Source organism: Bacillus sp. FSL W8-0223 (assembly GCF_038006805.1).
GTDB classification, from domain to species: Bacteria; Bacillota; Bacilli; order Bacillales; family DSM-4216; genus Bacillus_O; species Bacillus_O smithii.
The window spans coordinates 446,233-460,424 of sequence record NZ_JBBOVX010000001.1 but is presented as its reverse complement, the minus strand read 5'-3'; the positions used below and the strand labels follow the sequence as shown (position 1 = coordinate 460,424).

The window sequence follows — 14,192 nt, the reverse complement described above, 5'->3', positions numbered from 1 at the left end:
TTATAGCGAAACGGTTGGTTTTGTTTTAAGTTAAAGAGTCTTTTGAAGAAAAACAAATTCGTTTCTGCGTCAAAACACTCGGGTTTATAGCCAATAAATGTATTTCCGTTTTTGCAAAGGTGCTGCCATCACAAATCTGCTTTTGCCGCTATGGAAAAACCAGAAAAGCATCAAAGAAAAATACACTATTTTGATTTATTCGTTTTTCGGCGGGGTAATGATGGAAAATAGATCGGCAATTCCTTGCGAAGCTTTGGCGTTTTCCGCTTGAATTTCCAAATAGACTTCTTTTCTGTGGATATCGACATGTTTCGGCGCTTGGATTCCGATTTTCACTTGATCTCCTTTGACGGCCAAGACCGTGATTTCTATATCATCACCAATTTGGATCGTCTCGCCCTTTTTTCTTGTCAGTACCAGCATCTTGATTCAACCTCTCTGGAGCGCAAATAGGGGGGTTCGCACATTGTATTTTCCGTCATTTAAAATGACTTGTTTTCCCTTTCGGTTCGTCTTATTCAAAATAAGAGGAGCTTGAAGATTAGCCGTCGTGTTTTGAAACGGCTCTTTCACCGTTAAAATGACCAGCACCAGGACTTCTTCTTTCTTTTTGAGATCCAATTGATCCAACGTCAAATCATCAAGTGCAAATTGATAATCGCTAAAAAAGACAAATGGATCGGAAACTACAAACGCTAGCTCAGGCGTTTGAACCGATTGAAGAATCCAATATACTTCATTGTCTGGAAGCGGCAGCAAGACGAATTCCTTTTCCTCCAAAAATCCTGGAATTCCTTTGTCAAATCGCCAAATATCGGCTTTTTGCACTTCCATTTTGCCATGATACTTCGTTTCAATAATCATTGCCCTCTTCCTTTATACTAGATTTCTTGTTCGTAGTGGATTCCTTTGTATTTTAAATGGACAAAATCAATTTTCAGTGCCGGATACTGGGCCATCTGGATGGAAACATTTCCAGGTCGATAATCTATGATCGGTTTTTGCGCTTTTGTATGATTTTCTGCCTTATGCAAATCCCAATCGATTTTTAATCGATCGGGTTCATAATGAAGTTTTACACTGAAATAAGGCGGAATAAAACCGATGTTAAATTGGTGCTCAGGGGGCTCACTGTTGCGCTTCGCTTGTTCGGCCAGCGGATTGCCTTTATGTTCAATTTCCATCAGTTCACGTCCATCTTCCGCACGTCTTGCAATCCCTTCAAGCCAGTCCTGGTACCCGATTTCGGCAGCTTCTTCTATTCGTTTGGAAATGGGCTTCAAATCCATCGATTCCCATGCTTTCGTTTGATCAATGGTTAAACCGCCTCTTATCCGTTCAATGTGAAGTTCAGCTTTCGCCTGCTTCAGATCCAGCTGGGCAGGAGGCTGTTCAATCGTTTGTTTAGGAGGAGTCGTGGCAATGGAAATTTGTGCTTTTTGCGACTGAATTCGAATTTGCGGAAATTCCACTTCATTTCACCTCGTGATGAACCCGTTAGGCTTTTTCAAAGGGGTGATCCTCTCGCCGTTCTTCCTGCCTCATGTAAAAAGAAGAACCGGATTAGCAATTTAACGTTTTGCAAATCTATATCCAGGCATATGGATGATAGTCAATCAAATTTTTTAGGCTAGTTGTATAATCAAATGCAACAAGCATAAAAAATGAAAAACCATAGATAAACCACGTATGATTAAGTCGACTAAAACAATATCGATACGGAGGATTTATCTATGGCAATTACTAATTCTACCATAGGAGCTCGGCATTTCAAACACTTAACGGCTTATGACCGTGGGAAAATTGCGGCCTTACACGCTGCTGGTAAGACTCAACAGGAGATTGCAGATTATGTTGGTTGTCACAAAAGCACCATCTCCCGTGAGTTAAGAAGAGGTACAGTGCCACAAAGAAAAAGCAACGGGAAAATTGTTCATGTCTATTTTCCAGACACAGGTCAACTTCTCTATGAGAGAAACAGGAAAGCCTGTGGCCGCAAGCTAAAACTAGACGATGCCATCGAGTTTATTAAGTATGCCGAAACTCAGATCCTTGATAAGAAATGGTCTCCTGATGCGGTATGTGGGAGAGCCAAACGTGATGGGAAATTCAAAGACAAAATGGTTTGCACCAAGACCCTTTATAACTATATTGATCTAGGACTTATAGGCGTTAAAAACATTGACCTACCTATGAAAATTACCCTGAACACCAAGAAAAAACGTAACCGGAAGAATAAGAAGATCTTAGGACGCAGTATCGATGAGCGACCAATTGAAGTCAATGAACGCCAAGAGTTTGGTCACTGGGAAATTGATACGGTTATAGGCAAGAAGACTAAAGATCAGGCCTTATTGACTCTTACTGAGCGCAAAACCCGTAAAGAAATAATTTTGAGAGTGACAGCCAAGGATAGTCTATCCGTTTCAGAAGTCATATCTCAGTTGAAAGTGTCTTATGGTAATCGGTTCTCTAAAGTGTTTAAAACCATTACGGCTGATAACGGTTCTGAATTTGCTGACCTCGGCCTTAGTGTTGAAAAAGATCTAACAGAGGTTTATTTTACACACCCTTACACATCCTGTGAACGAGGAACCAACGAGCGTCATAATGGCCTTATTAGGCGCTTCATACCAAAGGGGAGACCCATTTCCTCTGTGGCAGACGAAACCATTACCTATGTTGAAAATTGGTGTAACCATCTTCCAAGGAAGATCCTCAATTATCGTACACCTGAGGAGTGTTTCCAAATAGAGTTAGCTGGCTTAGCTTCTTAACCTTAAGCCAGCTAACCCAAAGGGTTGGTTTTTAGCAACTTGACAAAGAGCCTCTGCGGGCATGGCTACCAGCCATGAAGCCAGGTATACGGTACTGGCTGGGCCAACCAGGCTACCATGCCCGCCACTCCACGTCAAGTTGCGCAGAGTGTCCCGATTCTACTTAATCATGGGTTATCTGGTCTTTCAATACTTGTTGCATTTAATATTGCAATTTAAGATCAAATTTTTTACAAAAAAGGTCTAACTCGAATAGGAGTCAGACCCAACACCCAGCCGTTTACGTCAAAAAGTCCATTAAAGTTGGCTGAAGAACTCTAGCACCTACAGCTAATGCCGCGCGGTGAACGCTTTCCTGAGCCGTTAAATCCGTAATGGCTTTCTCGTAGTCCACATCCTCATTGTCTGAAAGAACTTTTGTGGCAATGACCTCTTGGTTATCTACACGCGATTCCATCATTTCGAGTCGGTTTTGCCGAGCCCCGAGGTCCGCGCGGGCATTATTGATCGCATCAATATGTTGGTCGATTTGATCCAAATAACTAGCAGGGTTCTTTCCTTGATCCAAATCATCAGTAAGCGCCTTTAAATCCGAAAACAACTGTTCCCCAAATACTTTTTCTCCCGGTACGTTTACCGGCAAATAAATCCCTTTCGAAAGTTCGATTTCAACCGGCTCGGTCGGCTGGGACTCACTCGGATAATTTCCATTCTGCAGATCTACCGGCTTTTTGGTCGTATTCGCCCCGTTAAACAAATATTTATCTCCAAATTTCGTATTTGCAACCTCCGCCAAATGGTCGCGAAGTTGTTTAATTTCCGCTGAAATGACCTGTCTTTGAGAAGCATCATACGTATCATTGCTGGCTTCAACTACAAGTTCGCGGATTCTTTGCAAGGCTTGTCCCGCATTGTCTAAAGCCGCATCCGAGTTTTCTATCCAATTGTACGCTTCGGAAAAATTCCGTTTATATTGCTGCACTTCTGAAAGGTCCGCGCGATAAGAAATCCCTTTCATGACCACCACCGGGTCATCGGACGGACGATTGACCTTTTTACCTGTGGAAATTTGATCCTGATATTTCGACAGCCGCTCATAGCTGGAGCTTAGATTGCGAAGCATATTATTGGAAAGCATAGACTGAGTTACACGCATATTTTTTCACCTTCCCTACCGTCCTACAACGCCCATTCCGTTGATGACTTTATCAAGCATTTCATCCATAACCGTAATATTGCGGGCAGCAGCATTATAGGCATGCTGAAATTTTATGAGATTCGTCATTTCTTCATCCAATGACACGGAGCTGACAGACTGTCTTCTTTCATCGGCTGACTGAACCAGCGAATTGCTGTTATTGGATAGCCGCTGCGCCTGTTGAGAGGCGACACCAAGACCACCAATGATTCCTTCGTAAAAAGAGTTAATTGTACTTGTCGTTATAGGAACATCAATGTCTCCTGGGTCTTTCCCAACCGATAAAATTACCGGAGTGCCGTCGCTATTTTTAACCCCTTCAAGCGTAATATCTTTAGAGAGATCCATCGAAAAAATATTCCCCAAATTAATCGCATTTTTCCCATCTCCTGGCAACCCGTTAGAAGAAGCGGCAATATCTTTTGTTTGAAGATCACTATTTAATTGAATATTGCTTGCCGCATTTTCAATGGTACTTAAATTGGTAAAAAAGTCTTTGCTAGCTGGATTTCCTTCCAAATCAAAACCAAGTTTCTGTACTGTATTGAATAACGTTCCAAATGTATAGGCGAGCTGATCTAATTTATCCTGCATTTCCGGATAAATGCCGGCTACTATAGGATTTCCATCCGCATCAGTTGATGTTTGATAGCCATATGATTCCATTAATCCCCGCAGCTTGCCTTGTGAAAAATTAACATTTCCGCTTGTGTAGAAATCAATGGAGGCCACTTCATTCCCGACAACAGGATCGCTTTCTGTTTGAGACGGGTCATTTGGTGTTGTATAAACCTCAATATTTTTAATCGGGCCCGACACTACGCTCGTATATTTCCCGTCTTCGGTTGAAAATCCCAGCTGATTGAATTGACTGCCATTAACAAGCGTTACATCATTTCCACCGGAATCTTTAACAGGGTTTCCGTTCGCATCCAAAAGCGTAATTTTATACTGTCCTTCGGCAATATCCAGAGCATTGCCTCCGGACGGCATTTTTTCCACTTTCACATTCAAATAGCTTGACAGTTGATCGACTAGACGGTCACGCTCATCGTACAAGTCGTTCGGCAAATAGCCGTTTGGTTCTACTTCTCCGATCTGTTGGTTCAGTTCGGCAATTTGCTTCAAGATCGAATTGACATCTTTAATGCCGACGCTGATTTGGTTGCCTAAGTCTCCTTGAATGTCGCTTATGGAGTTGGATAAATAATGAAACGTATCGACAACTCCTTGTGCCCGTTGAAGGACGACAGAACGTGCTCCTTCGTTTTCCGGATTGACGCTCAAATCTTGCAAAGATTGCCAAAACTCATTCATCACAGCAGACAAACCATCCGTATCGCTTGGCTCGGCAAACACGTCTTCCAACCGGCTCAAAGCTGTCGATCGTGAATCCCAATACCCCAGTTTGTTATTTTCGTTGCGGTATTGTACATCTAAAAACTGTTCGCGAACGCGTTCAATCGAACCAGCCTCTACTCCTGTCCCCATTTGCCCCGGAATTTGAGGTCTGTTCATTGAAGCAGCCGGGTAAGGCTCTGTTTGAACAAAATTGACGCGCTGGCGGGAATAGCCCGGGGTATTGGCATTGGCGATATTTTGGCTCGTTGTATATAAAGCTGTCTGTTGAGCCATCATCCCCCGCTTGGCGACTTCTAAACCATGAAAAGTGGAAGTCATAAAATATTCCTCCGTTTCTTTCATCCTTGCTTCCATTAAGCTTTTGAATCGAAAAGAGAGCGCCCTTGCCTATCTTTTATTTTTTGATTAGGATGGGAATACGTTGCATCCTTTGGCTGAGGATGAAGCAAGTTTAAACTGAATGTGATAAATTGAAGCGATTGATAGATTAATTGCTGGTTCAATTTATTTTGTTGTTTTAACAATTCCACGATGTCCATAAGCTTTTCTCGAAGATATACCAGCTTTTCTTTCTCTTCATCCACGGCTTTCTCTATGCAGTCAGAAATGGTTGCATTCTCCCGTCCCAGCCAGTTTGCCACCTCTTTTTTCCGTTCTTTTTCCATTGTCTGTATGGCGGCAATATATTTCTGTTCCTTGGCAAGCAGATTGTTTAGCCCGTCTACATCGTTCTCTTTTACAATCTTTTCTTTTTCCTGCTCCAATTCATACAGGATCTCATGAAGGGCACACAATTTTTCCATTATCGTGATAACTTGAGCAGCAGACATTTTCATCCCATCTTTCTATCTGCGGTAAAAACGAAGTATACCTTTGGCAATCTCTTCCGGATGAGGCTTATACTCGCCGCTTTCAATCTTTTGCTTAAGCTCATTTACTTTTTTTTGCCGATCTGCTGTCAGCTGGGAGGCTTCCTGCATTTCTTTAGCTGCAGCGGAAATTTCGACTTTATCCTTCTGGGTATGTTCCGGTTGCTTGGACTCATCAAACTTGCTCATAGCCTTTTTATAAAGATTCACGCCGGATAAGCCGATAGGTTGGATCTTCATCCCATATCCCTCTTTTCTTTTCCGTTGTTCCTATGTTCATTATATCGGTTTGATTATGAAAAAGTTTAGCAACCGTTCATAGTTCTTTTTCCTTTTTTCCATTATCTTTTTATCCAAAGGATCCTTTTCTTTTCCGCCCTCTAAACAGACCCTTGAATGTTTTCCATACCCGTTATTTCGTATCGTCCTTCAAAGAGTAGTACGTAATATTTCTTTCCTTTTTTCTTTCCTGTTCTTTTTCAAACGTCTCTAAATCGTGGCGCAATTGATCGGCACAATCGGAACATAATTTTCCTTTTGTAATAATTTTCCCGCAATTGTCGCACGGATATCCCATGTTCGGAAAAACAGCCGGCTGCAGCCTTCCCTTCCTCACCCATTTATAAATCAATTCTTCGTCCACTCCCGTCGCTTCCACTACCCTCGTGATGGTGGCAGCCCGATTTTCTCTTTTTCTCAGAAATTTATATACTTTGTCATAAAGATTTTCCTCTTCTTTATAGCAATTTTCACAAACGTCGCGAAAACTTGTTTTCATAAACAGCGACCCGCAGCGGGGGCAGTTTGAAATCTCTCCCATTATTTCTTTCCTCCCGTTAAATCTCCTTTTTCTTAATATCGTCTTTCATTTCCGCTCATGAAGATTTTTTGCCGTCAAAATGATTTTTCTATCGTCCATTCGGACCTATCCTCTTGCCAATGTCAAGGCGAGCACAGTTTGTGCACCATGTTTTTTCAGCACTTTGGCCGCATGGCGTAAAGTAGAGCCGGTCGTATAAATATCGTCCACGAGTAAAACCGTCTCGTTGGCAAGTGATGCCGGGTGTATCATATAAAATACTTCCGGCAAATGAATTCTTTCAATCCGTGACTTTTTCGATTGTTTTTCCGTATGGAAGCGGCCTAATAGCTCTTCCGCATGAAATCCTGCTTCTTCAACAAGTGCTTTTGCTTGGTTAAACCCCCGCTCCTGCAGACGTTCCTCACTCAAAGGAATGGGAACGATCTTGTCGGGAGCCATCCGCCGGATCTCATTCCGTATTTCTGAAGCAAAACAGCGCGCTAAATGATAATCCCCCCGATATTTAAAACGAGCCAGCCACTCTTTCATACCTTTATTATAATAAAACAGCGATACATTTTTTGTTAAAACGCTCCGCCAGTTCTCATCTTCCTCCCAGCGAACGCAATCCAAGCAGCAATGCGAGCGGGGCCATTCAGCAGGCCATTCTGAAAGCGGCCGCCCGCAAATAGAGCAGCAATCCCCACTGATTCGCTGAAATCGTTCTTGGCAATCTAAGCAAAGCGCAGGTTCTTCTTTTAATCGGAACACCGTCAGCCAAGAATATTGAGAAGATTGTTCTTTCCCGCAATATAGACAGTTCAATCAATCAACCCCCTTTTCTTCGCTTCCAGGTTCATCCGTTCAATATGTCGGATAGCTTTGACGATCTCTCTCGTAAGCCCGTAATGAAAAAACATGATTTCCCCATCGGGATAATCGGCGCTCCGACCCACCCGGCCGGAAATTTGCACAAGTGCGCTTTCATTAAAAATCATCTCTTCTGCTCCTATTACAGCTACATCAAGATTCGGAAACGTAACCCCTCGTTCTAAAATAGTGGTCGTCAACATAACAGGGATCTCTTTGCGGCGCATGCCTTCCACCTTTTCGATGCGGGCGGGGTCTTCAGCGTGGACAGCTTCAATTCGAGAATGAAGCCTTTTAAATAAGGGGAGAGCATCGTTCATCATACGAACGCTGGGGAAGAAAAGAAGGGCTTGCTTGTTTTTTGTCAAACGTTTTTGTGTCCAATCTTTCAGTTCTTTCGGAATACAACCTTTTTTAAAGGATTTTTTCCAATTTCCTATCCAGCGTATTTTCGGAACGGGGAGAGGATGTCGATGATAACGGGCGGGTATGGAGACAAATTTTCTTTTTCCTTGCCGGCATTGCCGCTGCCATATTTCATTTGGAGTGGCCGTTAAATAGATCATGGCCGAGGAAGGCTTACGCGATTTTTCCACCGCATATTGCAACGTGGGATCATAGGAATAAGGGAAGGCATCGACTTCATCTACGATTACAACGTCAAACGCTTCTTTGTATCGATACAATTGATGAGTTGTGGATATGACAAGAGAGCCGTATTCATTTCGCTGCGGGCTTCCTCCGTACAACGCTGTAACAGGGACCGTGGGAAAAACTTTTTTCAGTCTTGGCGACAGTTCAAGAACAACATCTGTCCGCGGAGCAGCGATGCAGACACGGTCTCCTTTCTGAAGCGCGGCATTTATACCGTCAAAAAGAATTTCCGTTTTCCCTGCTCCGCAAACAGCCCAGACTAATAAGTCTCCCTTCTCTTCTACCGCGTTTTGAACAGCCCTAGCTGCCGTTAATTGTCCCTTGGATAATCGGCCGTCCCACTGAAGCAAATCGTGACTGGTAACGGAACGAGGTGGCGGTCCTTTCCATGAAACTAAAGGAGTGCATTCTGATACACGGCCCATCATTATACAACAGCGGCAATAAAGGCAAAACTTCCGGCAACGGGCGCAAGGAAATGAGGCAAACATTTGGGGATCTCGATTTCCGCAGCGGGCGCAAACATAATATCGGCCTTCTTTGCGAATACCGTCTTCCAATTGCAAATATCCGTTGTTTAAATGGTGTTGAATCAAATCTTGAGGAAAGGGAAGTTCTGAAAGCAGCAAATGGCGGCCGGATGTAAAAGATTGGACAGAAGAGGAAAAGCGGTTCATATTTCACCTCTATTCAAATGTATAAAGAGATCGTTTTACGGCTTAAGGGGCTAAGATAGACAGCAGCCCCCGTCAATTTTGGCCGAATAGAAAATGGTGCTTTGCTAGAATAGTTTTTTCGCCCAAGTCATTCCTAAAGCCCCTTCGCCAAGATGCGTGCCGATGACAGGACCGAAATAACTGATCTGGAATTCTGTTTCAGGATATTGATTCTTTAATTCTTCCATCCAGTCAGAAGCTTCCTGAGGGCGATTGGCATGGATTATAGCAGCTTGAAGCGGAATTCCTTTCTGATAGTCTTCGGAAAATAATTGTTCGATCCGTTTTAAAGCTCTTTTTTTCGTACGGATTTTTTCAAAAGGAACAATCACTTTGTTTTCAAAGTGGAGAAGAGGTTTTACTTGTAGCAAATTTCCCACAAACGCTTGAGCACCCGACAATCTCCCGCCTCGTTTTAAATGGTCAAGGTCGTCCACCATAAAATAAGCGCGGAGAGTAGCTTTCAATTCATCGAGCTTCTTCAGTATGTTTTGGGGCTCCATTCCTTCCCTTGCCAATCGGCTGGCAGCCATTACATAAAATCCTTGAGCAGCACAGCTGATTTCGGAATCATAAGAAAAAACTTCGAGTCCGTCGACCATTTTACCTGCAGCAACTGAAGTTTGATAAGTACCGCTTATCCCGCTGGAAAGAAGGATGCAAATAGCCGCATCATACTCTTTTGATAAATCTTCAAACAACTCTACAAACTGACCGATGGAGGGCTGAGAAGTTGTGGGAAGCTTCTGTTCATTCTGGACTTCTTCATAAAACTGTTCCGCCGTGATGTCCATTTCTTCTTTAAAAGACTCTCCGCCGATCACCACATTTAAAGGAATCATATAAATGTTCCATTCTTTTCGCAGCGTTTCCGGAATATACGATGTACTATCTGTTATAATCGCAGTTTTCATTTGAACACCTCCTATTAGTTTGAGTGCTGAACGGACGAACTTCATCCTGTGATGTCATCAGACAAATTACTTGTAGAAACCATCGTTTCCGACTGTCGTTTTATCAGTTGAACCGCAGTTGACCTACTCATTCCCTTTACTACTGTAAAATATGGTTTTTATTTTACCAGAAAGCCAAAAGTTTTCATCTTTTTTTTCAATAAACGTTCATGAAAACGTTTTATATTTTTTCTTGACACCTTGTATATACATGAATACAATAAAAGTAAATCTTGTATATACAAATTAAAATTCTTCACCCGGTGAAGCGATCATTTCATTAGATTTTTAGTTATCTTTCTTTCAATTTATAATTTTGGCCACTATTGAAAACGGTTACGGAGGGGAAAGAAATGAGTGAATATCGCGACTCGGTCCGGCAAATCATCGAAGCGGTCGGCGGCAAAGAAAATATCAACACTGGCACTCACTGCGTTACTCGTCTTCGTCTCGTTTTAAATGATGAAGAGAAAGTCGACAAAAAAAAGTTGGAAAATATTGATCTTGTAAAAGGTTCATTTTCGGCAAACGGCCAATTTCAAGTGGTAATTGGTCAAGGAATTGTAGATAAAGTATTCGATGTATTCGTTCAAGAAACCGGCATCGGAACTGCCACTAAAGAAGAGGTAAAAAATGCGGCAGCCCAAAAAATGAATCCGCTTCAACGTGCGATTAAAGTATTGGCGGATATTTTTATACCGATCCTTCCAGCGATCGTTACGGCCGGTCTCTTGATGGGGATTAACAATATTTTAACAGGACAAGATATTTTTTACAAAGGGAAATCCTTTATAGAGGTTCACCAAAATTGGGCCGATATCGCCAGCATGATTAACCTGATTGCCAATACGGCATTTACATTCTTGCCTGCATTAATCGGTTGGTCAGCCGTAAAGCGGTTTGGAGGCAGCCCTTTGCTCGGGATCGTACTAGGTTTAATGCTTGTTCACCCGGATTTGCTTAATGCCTGGGGCTATGCTGAAGCGAAAGCTAAAGGAGCCATCAAGTATTGGGATTTATTCGGATTGAAAGTTCAGCAAGTCGGTTATCAAGGACAAGTATTGCCGATTTTATTTGCTTCCTATTTACTGGCAAAAATCGAAGTATTTTTAAACAAGCGTGTTCATGATTCCATAAAGTTGCTGGTTGTGGCACCGGTCGCTTTGCTGATTACCGGGTTCGCCTCATTTATCATCATCGGTCCAACCACCTTCTGGCTTGGTAATGAAATTACGTCAGGGATTGTATGGATCTTTGACCACTTTGCATGGCTAGGCGGACTGATTTACGGAGGATTATACGCAGTGCTAGTCATAACGGGAATGCATCACACCTTCTTAGCCGTTGACTTGCAGTTGATCGGAACAACCGGAGGAACTTTCCTCTGGCCAATCCTCGCCCTTTCCAATATTTCTCAAGGATCAGCGGCGTTGGCGATGATGTTTCTGGCTAAGAAAAGCCAAAAACTGCGCGGTCTTTCCGGAACCGCAGCGCTATCCGCTTATTTAGGTATTACTGAACCAGCGATGTTTGGTGTGAACTTGCGGTATCGCTACCCATTTATTAGCGCCCTGATTGGATCAGCTATTGCGGGTATGATTCTCTCCATCGGCAAAGTGAATGCTTTTTCCGTCGGAGTTGGCGGTTTACCGGGGTTCCTTTCCATTAAACATGAATATTGGGGGACATTTTTCCTTGGAATCGGAATCGTGCTTGTAGTTCCATTTATTCTCACCGTCATTTTCAGTAAATTTTCCAAAGAAGAAATTTAATGGAAACATTAGGGGTCAGACGCTTTTAGCCTTGACCCCTCTCTGTTTTCAGCACTGAAAATGGACTAGTTAATCAAATGGAAATATGTCTTCAGCAACTTCCCTTATGGCGACAGCATAAGCGAACATCATAAGGGGCCGCTCTGCTTCAACAGGCATTCAATTTCGACCGCCGCGCTCCCCCTCTTTCTTCACTTGATTTTTGGGAGATATGGATCTTACTGCAATGAACTCAATGGTATAGATGCCTGTTTTAGCTAATATTTTGCTGCATGGATTTTTTCACTTGATCAAGCAAAATGGTTACTAGCTTAAGAGCATTCTTAATCATGCTGATTATCAATTCCATTACACCAAGAAAGGAGGAAACACAGGAAGCAATTTTGACAGATGCGGACCGTATCCCGCGTCTATTTTCGAAAATGTTTCCTGTGCAACGAAGATGAAACAGCCATGGTGGAAAAAAGCCGTAGTATATCAAATTTATCCAAAAAGCTTTTATGACGCTTCCGGTGACGGAATTGGCGATATTAAAGGAATCACGGCCAAACTCGACTATTTAAAAACTCTGGGGATCGACTGTATTTGGATTACGCCTATTTATCAATCCCCCCAAAGGGATAATGGCTATGACATAAGCGATTATTATTCCATCGATGAAACGTACGGAACGATGGATGACTTTGACGAGCTTTTAAATGAAGCCCATAAACGGGGCATTAAGGTGATCATGGATATAGTTGTAAACCATACTTCTACAAAACATTCATGGTTTATTGAAGCTCGAAAATCGAAAGAAAGTCCGTACCGTGATTTTTATATTTGGAAAGACGGAAAAGAAACTGGAGAGCCCCCTACCAATTGGGAGTCAAAATTCGGAGGATCCGCTTGGCAATACGACGATGAAACAGGTCAATATTATTTGCATCTATTTGACGTGACACAAGCGGACTTAAACTGGGAAAACGAAACATTGCGCAAAAAACTGTACAAAATGATGCATTTTTGGCTCCAAAAAGGAGTCGATGGCTTCCGTCTCGATGTCATTAACTTGATTTCCAAAGACCAGCGCTTTCCGGACGATCCAGAAGGAGACGGTCGAAAATTTTATACCGACGGACCTCGCATTCATGAATATTTACAGGAAATGAACCGTGAAGTGTTTTCCCAATACGACATCATAACAGTGGGTGAAATGTCCTCCACCACGATAGAAAATTGCATTCTTTATACACGTCCAGATCGCCGGGAACTAAATATGACGTTCAATTTTCATCATTTGAAAGTGGATTATCCAAACGGCGAAAAGTGGACAAAAGCAGAGCTTGATTTTCCACAATTAAAATCGATTCTGTCTACCTGGCAAACGAAAATGCAGGAAGGCGGAGGATGGAATGCTCTCTTTTGGTGCAATCACGACCAGCCCAGAATTGTCTCCCGCTATGGAGACGACGGACGCTATCGGGTGGAATCGGCCAAAATGCTTGCTACCACGATCCATATGATGCAAGGAACTCCTTATATTTATCAAGGAGAAGAAATCGGGATGACCAATCCTTATTTCTCCTCTATTGAAGAATATCGGGATGTGGAATCGCTGAATATGCACAAAATTTTGCTTGAACAAGGAAAAAGCGAAGCCGAAGTAATGGACATTCTCATGCAAAAGTCACGTGATAACTCCCGGACGCCTGTTCAATGGAACGATAAGGAAAACGCCGGGTTTACAACCGGAACTCCTTGGATCGGACTGGCTAAAAACTATAAAGAAATTAATGTAGAAAAGGCGCTTAAAGACCCCGATTCTATTTTCTATCACTATCAAAAATTAATTAAGCTTCGAAAAGAATATGATATTGTGACAGAAGGGGATTACCGGCTGATCTTAAAAGATCACCCTCAAATTTTCGCTTATCTGCGGACAAGAAAAAGTGGAGAGAAGCTGCTTGTGGTGAACAACTTTTTTGCAGAGGAAACGACATTTGAAAAACCGGAATTTCTGGAGGAAGACTCCGGTAAAGTACTGATTTCTAACTATAAAGACACACCGGAGCATTTCCGCCGGCTCGTCCTGCGTCCGTACGAGTCTGTCGTATACTATATCCGCTAAAACATCGTGTTTCTTCCATTTGCTGCCGGAGCTTTCCGGCAGCATTTCATTCACAACACCATGCTCAAACTGATGCAAGACAGCCGCTGATTCTTCTTCTTGTAAAATA

The 14,192-nt window shown here is 42.6% G+C and carries 14 protein-coding genes; 3 read left to right on the top strand and 11 right to left on the bottom strand.

Annotated features, from left to right (window positions below; genetic code table 11):
- Positions 1 to 195: 195 nt before the first annotated feature.
- From csrA to NST81_RS02360, 3 genes are read right to left on the bottom strand one after another with little or no spacing between them, the layout of a single operon-like run.
- Positions 196 to 423 carry a carbon storage regulator CsrA gene (csrA, locus tag NST81_RS02370; protein WP_341028098.1) on the bottom strand — a complete coding sequence of 76 codons (228 nt, stop codon included), beginning with the start codon at positions 421 to 423 and terminating at the stop codon, positions 196 to 198.
- A gap of 6 nt (positions 424 to 429) precedes the next feature.
- Positions 430 to 864, bottom strand: coding sequence for a flagellar assembly protein FliW (gene fliW, locus NST81_RS02365; protein ID WP_327798022.1), 435 nt, complete (start codon positions 862 to 864; stop codon positions 430 to 432).
- Between the two features lie 17 nt (positions 865 to 881).
- On the bottom strand, positions 882 to 1,472 hold the full coding sequence (locus tag NST81_RS02360; RefSeq protein ID WP_048622560.1) for a DUF6470 family protein: 591 nt from the start codon (positions 1,470 to 1,472) through the stop codon (positions 882 to 884).
- Between the two features lie 261 nt (positions 1,473 to 1,733).
- Between NST81_RS02360 and NST81_RS02355 the strand changes: the two genes are divergently transcribed.
- A complete protein-coding gene (locus NST81_RS02355; RefSeq protein WP_048622401.1) occupies positions 1,734 to 2,777 on the top strand; it encodes an IS30 family transposase in 1,044 nt (347 codons plus the stop codon).
- Positions 2,778 to 3,057: 280 nt separating this feature from the next.
- On the opposite strand, the gene flgL is transcribed toward NST81_RS02355, so the two are convergent.
- The 8 genes from flgL to NST81_RS02315 all read right to left on the bottom strand — a co-directional run bounded on the left by flgL (position 3,058) and on the right by NST81_RS02315 (position 10,162).
- The gene (gene flgL / locus NST81_RS02350; RefSeq protein ID WP_341028092.1) at positions 3,058 to 3,933 is read right to left on the bottom strand and encodes a flagellar hook-associated protein FlgL; all 876 of its coding nucleotides are present in this window, start codon (positions 3,931 to 3,933) and stop codon (positions 3,058 to 3,060) included.
- A 15-nt stretch (positions 3,934 to 3,948) separates the two neighbouring features.
- Positions 3,949 to 5,655, bottom strand: coding sequence for a flagellar hook-associated protein FlgK (gene flgK, locus NST81_RS02345; RefSeq protein WP_341030466.1), 1,707 nt, complete (start codon positions 5,653 to 5,655; stop codon positions 3,949 to 3,951).
- 35 nt (positions 5,656 to 5,690) lie between these two features.
- Entirely contained in the window at positions 5,691 to 6,167 is a 477-nt protein-coding gene (locus NST81_RS02340) for a flagellar protein FlgN (RefSeq protein WP_048622558.1), read from the bottom strand.
- A 15-nt stretch (positions 6,168 to 6,182) separates the two neighbouring features.
- Complete coding sequence (gene flgM / locus NST81_RS02335) at positions 6,183 to 6,446, bottom strand: flagellar biosynthesis anti-sigma factor FlgM (protein WP_048622557.1); 264 nt, start codon at positions 6,444 to 6,446, stop codon at positions 6,183 to 6,185.
- A gap of 172 nt (positions 6,447 to 6,618) precedes the next feature.
- A complete protein-coding gene (locus tag NST81_RS02330) occupies positions 6,619 to 7,026 on the bottom strand; it encodes a TIGR03826 family flagellar region protein (protein ID WP_048622556.1) in 408 nt (135 codons plus the stop codon).
- Between the two features lie 105 nt (positions 7,027 to 7,131).
- Positions 7,132 to 7,833, bottom strand: a complete 702-nt coding sequence (locus NST81_RS02325; RefSeq protein WP_341028084.1) for a ComF family protein — start codon at positions 7,831 to 7,833, stop codon at positions 7,132 to 7,134.
- Complete coding sequence (locus NST81_RS02320) at positions 7,830 to 9,209, bottom strand: DEAD/DEAH box helicase (protein ID WP_341028083.1); 1,380 nt, start codon at positions 9,207 to 9,209, stop codon at positions 7,830 to 7,832. The genes NST81_RS02325 and NST81_RS02320 overlap by 4 nt, the downstream gene beginning before the upstream one ends.
- A gap of 104 nt (positions 9,210 to 9,313) precedes the next feature.
- Positions 9,314 to 10,162 carry a DegV family protein gene (locus NST81_RS02315; protein WP_048622554.1) on the bottom strand — a complete coding sequence of 283 codons (849 nt, stop codon included), beginning with the start codon at positions 10,160 to 10,162 and terminating at the stop codon, positions 9,314 to 9,316.
- 392 nt (positions 10,163 to 10,554) lie between these two features.
- Between NST81_RS02315 and treP the strand changes: the two genes are divergently transcribed.
- Together treP and treC are read left to right on the top strand one after the other, a co-directional pair.
- Complete coding sequence (treP, locus tag NST81_RS02310) at positions 10,555 to 11,973, top strand: PTS system trehalose-specific EIIBC component (protein WP_048622553.1); 1,419 nt, start codon at positions 10,555 to 10,557, stop codon at positions 11,971 to 11,973.
- A gap of 442 nt (positions 11,974 to 12,415) precedes the next feature.
- Complete coding sequence (gene treC / locus NST81_RS02305; protein ID WP_341028080.1) at positions 12,416 to 14,083, top strand: alpha,alpha-phosphotrehalase; 1,668 nt, start codon at positions 12,416 to 12,418, stop codon at positions 14,081 to 14,083.
- The last annotated feature ends 109 nt before the right edge of the window (positions 14,084 to 14,192 follow it).

What these genes read in the sequence shown, in the direction of transcription:
- csrA (WP_341028098.1), bottom strand. Translation starts at nt 423, where the DNA reads ATGCTGGTACTGACAAGAAAAAAGGGCGAGACGATCCAAATTGGTGAT.
- fliW (WP_327798022.1), bottom strand. Translation starts at nt 864, where the DNA reads ATGATTATTGAAACGAAGTATCATGGCAAAATGGAAGTGCAAAAAGCC.
- NST81_RS02355 (WP_048622401.1), top strand. Translation starts at nt 1,734, where the DNA reads ATGGCAATTACTAATTCTACCATAGGAGCTCGGCATTTCAAACACTTA.
- flgL (WP_341028092.1), bottom strand. Translation starts at nt 3,933, where the DNA reads ATGCGTGTAACTCAGTCTATGCTTTCCAATAATATGCTTCGCAATCTA.
- flgK (WP_341030466.1), bottom strand. Translation starts at nt 5,655, where the DNA reads ATGACTTCCACTTTTCATGGTTTAGAAGTCGCCAAGCGGGGGATGATG.
- NST81_RS02340 (WP_048622558.1), bottom strand. Translation starts at nt 6,167, where the DNA reads ATGTCTGCTGCTCAAGTTATCACGATAATGGAAAAATTGTGTGCCCTT.
- flgM (WP_048622557.1), bottom strand. Translation starts at nt 6,446, where the DNA reads ATGAAGATCCAACCTATCGGCTTATCCGGCGTGAATCTTTATAAAAAG.
- NST81_RS02330 (WP_048622556.1), bottom strand. Translation starts at nt 7,026, where the DNA reads ATGGGAGAGATTTCAAACTGCCCCCGCTGCGGGTCGCTGTTTATGAAA.
- NST81_RS02320 (WP_341028083.1), bottom strand. Translation starts at nt 9,209, where the DNA reads ATGAACCGCTTTTCCTCTTCTGTCCAATCTTTTACATCCGGCCGCCAT.
- NST81_RS02315 (WP_048622554.1), bottom strand. Translation starts at nt 10,162, where the DNA reads ATGAAAACTGCGATTATAACAGATAGTACATCGTATATTCCGGAAACG.
- treP (WP_048622553.1), top strand. Translation starts at nt 10,555, where the DNA reads ATGAGTGAATATCGCGACTCGGTCCGGCAAATCATCGAAGCGGTCGGC.
- treC (WP_341028080.1), top strand. Translation starts at nt 12,416, where the DNA reads ATGAAACAGCCATGGTGGAAAAAAGCCGTAGTATATCAAATTTATCCA.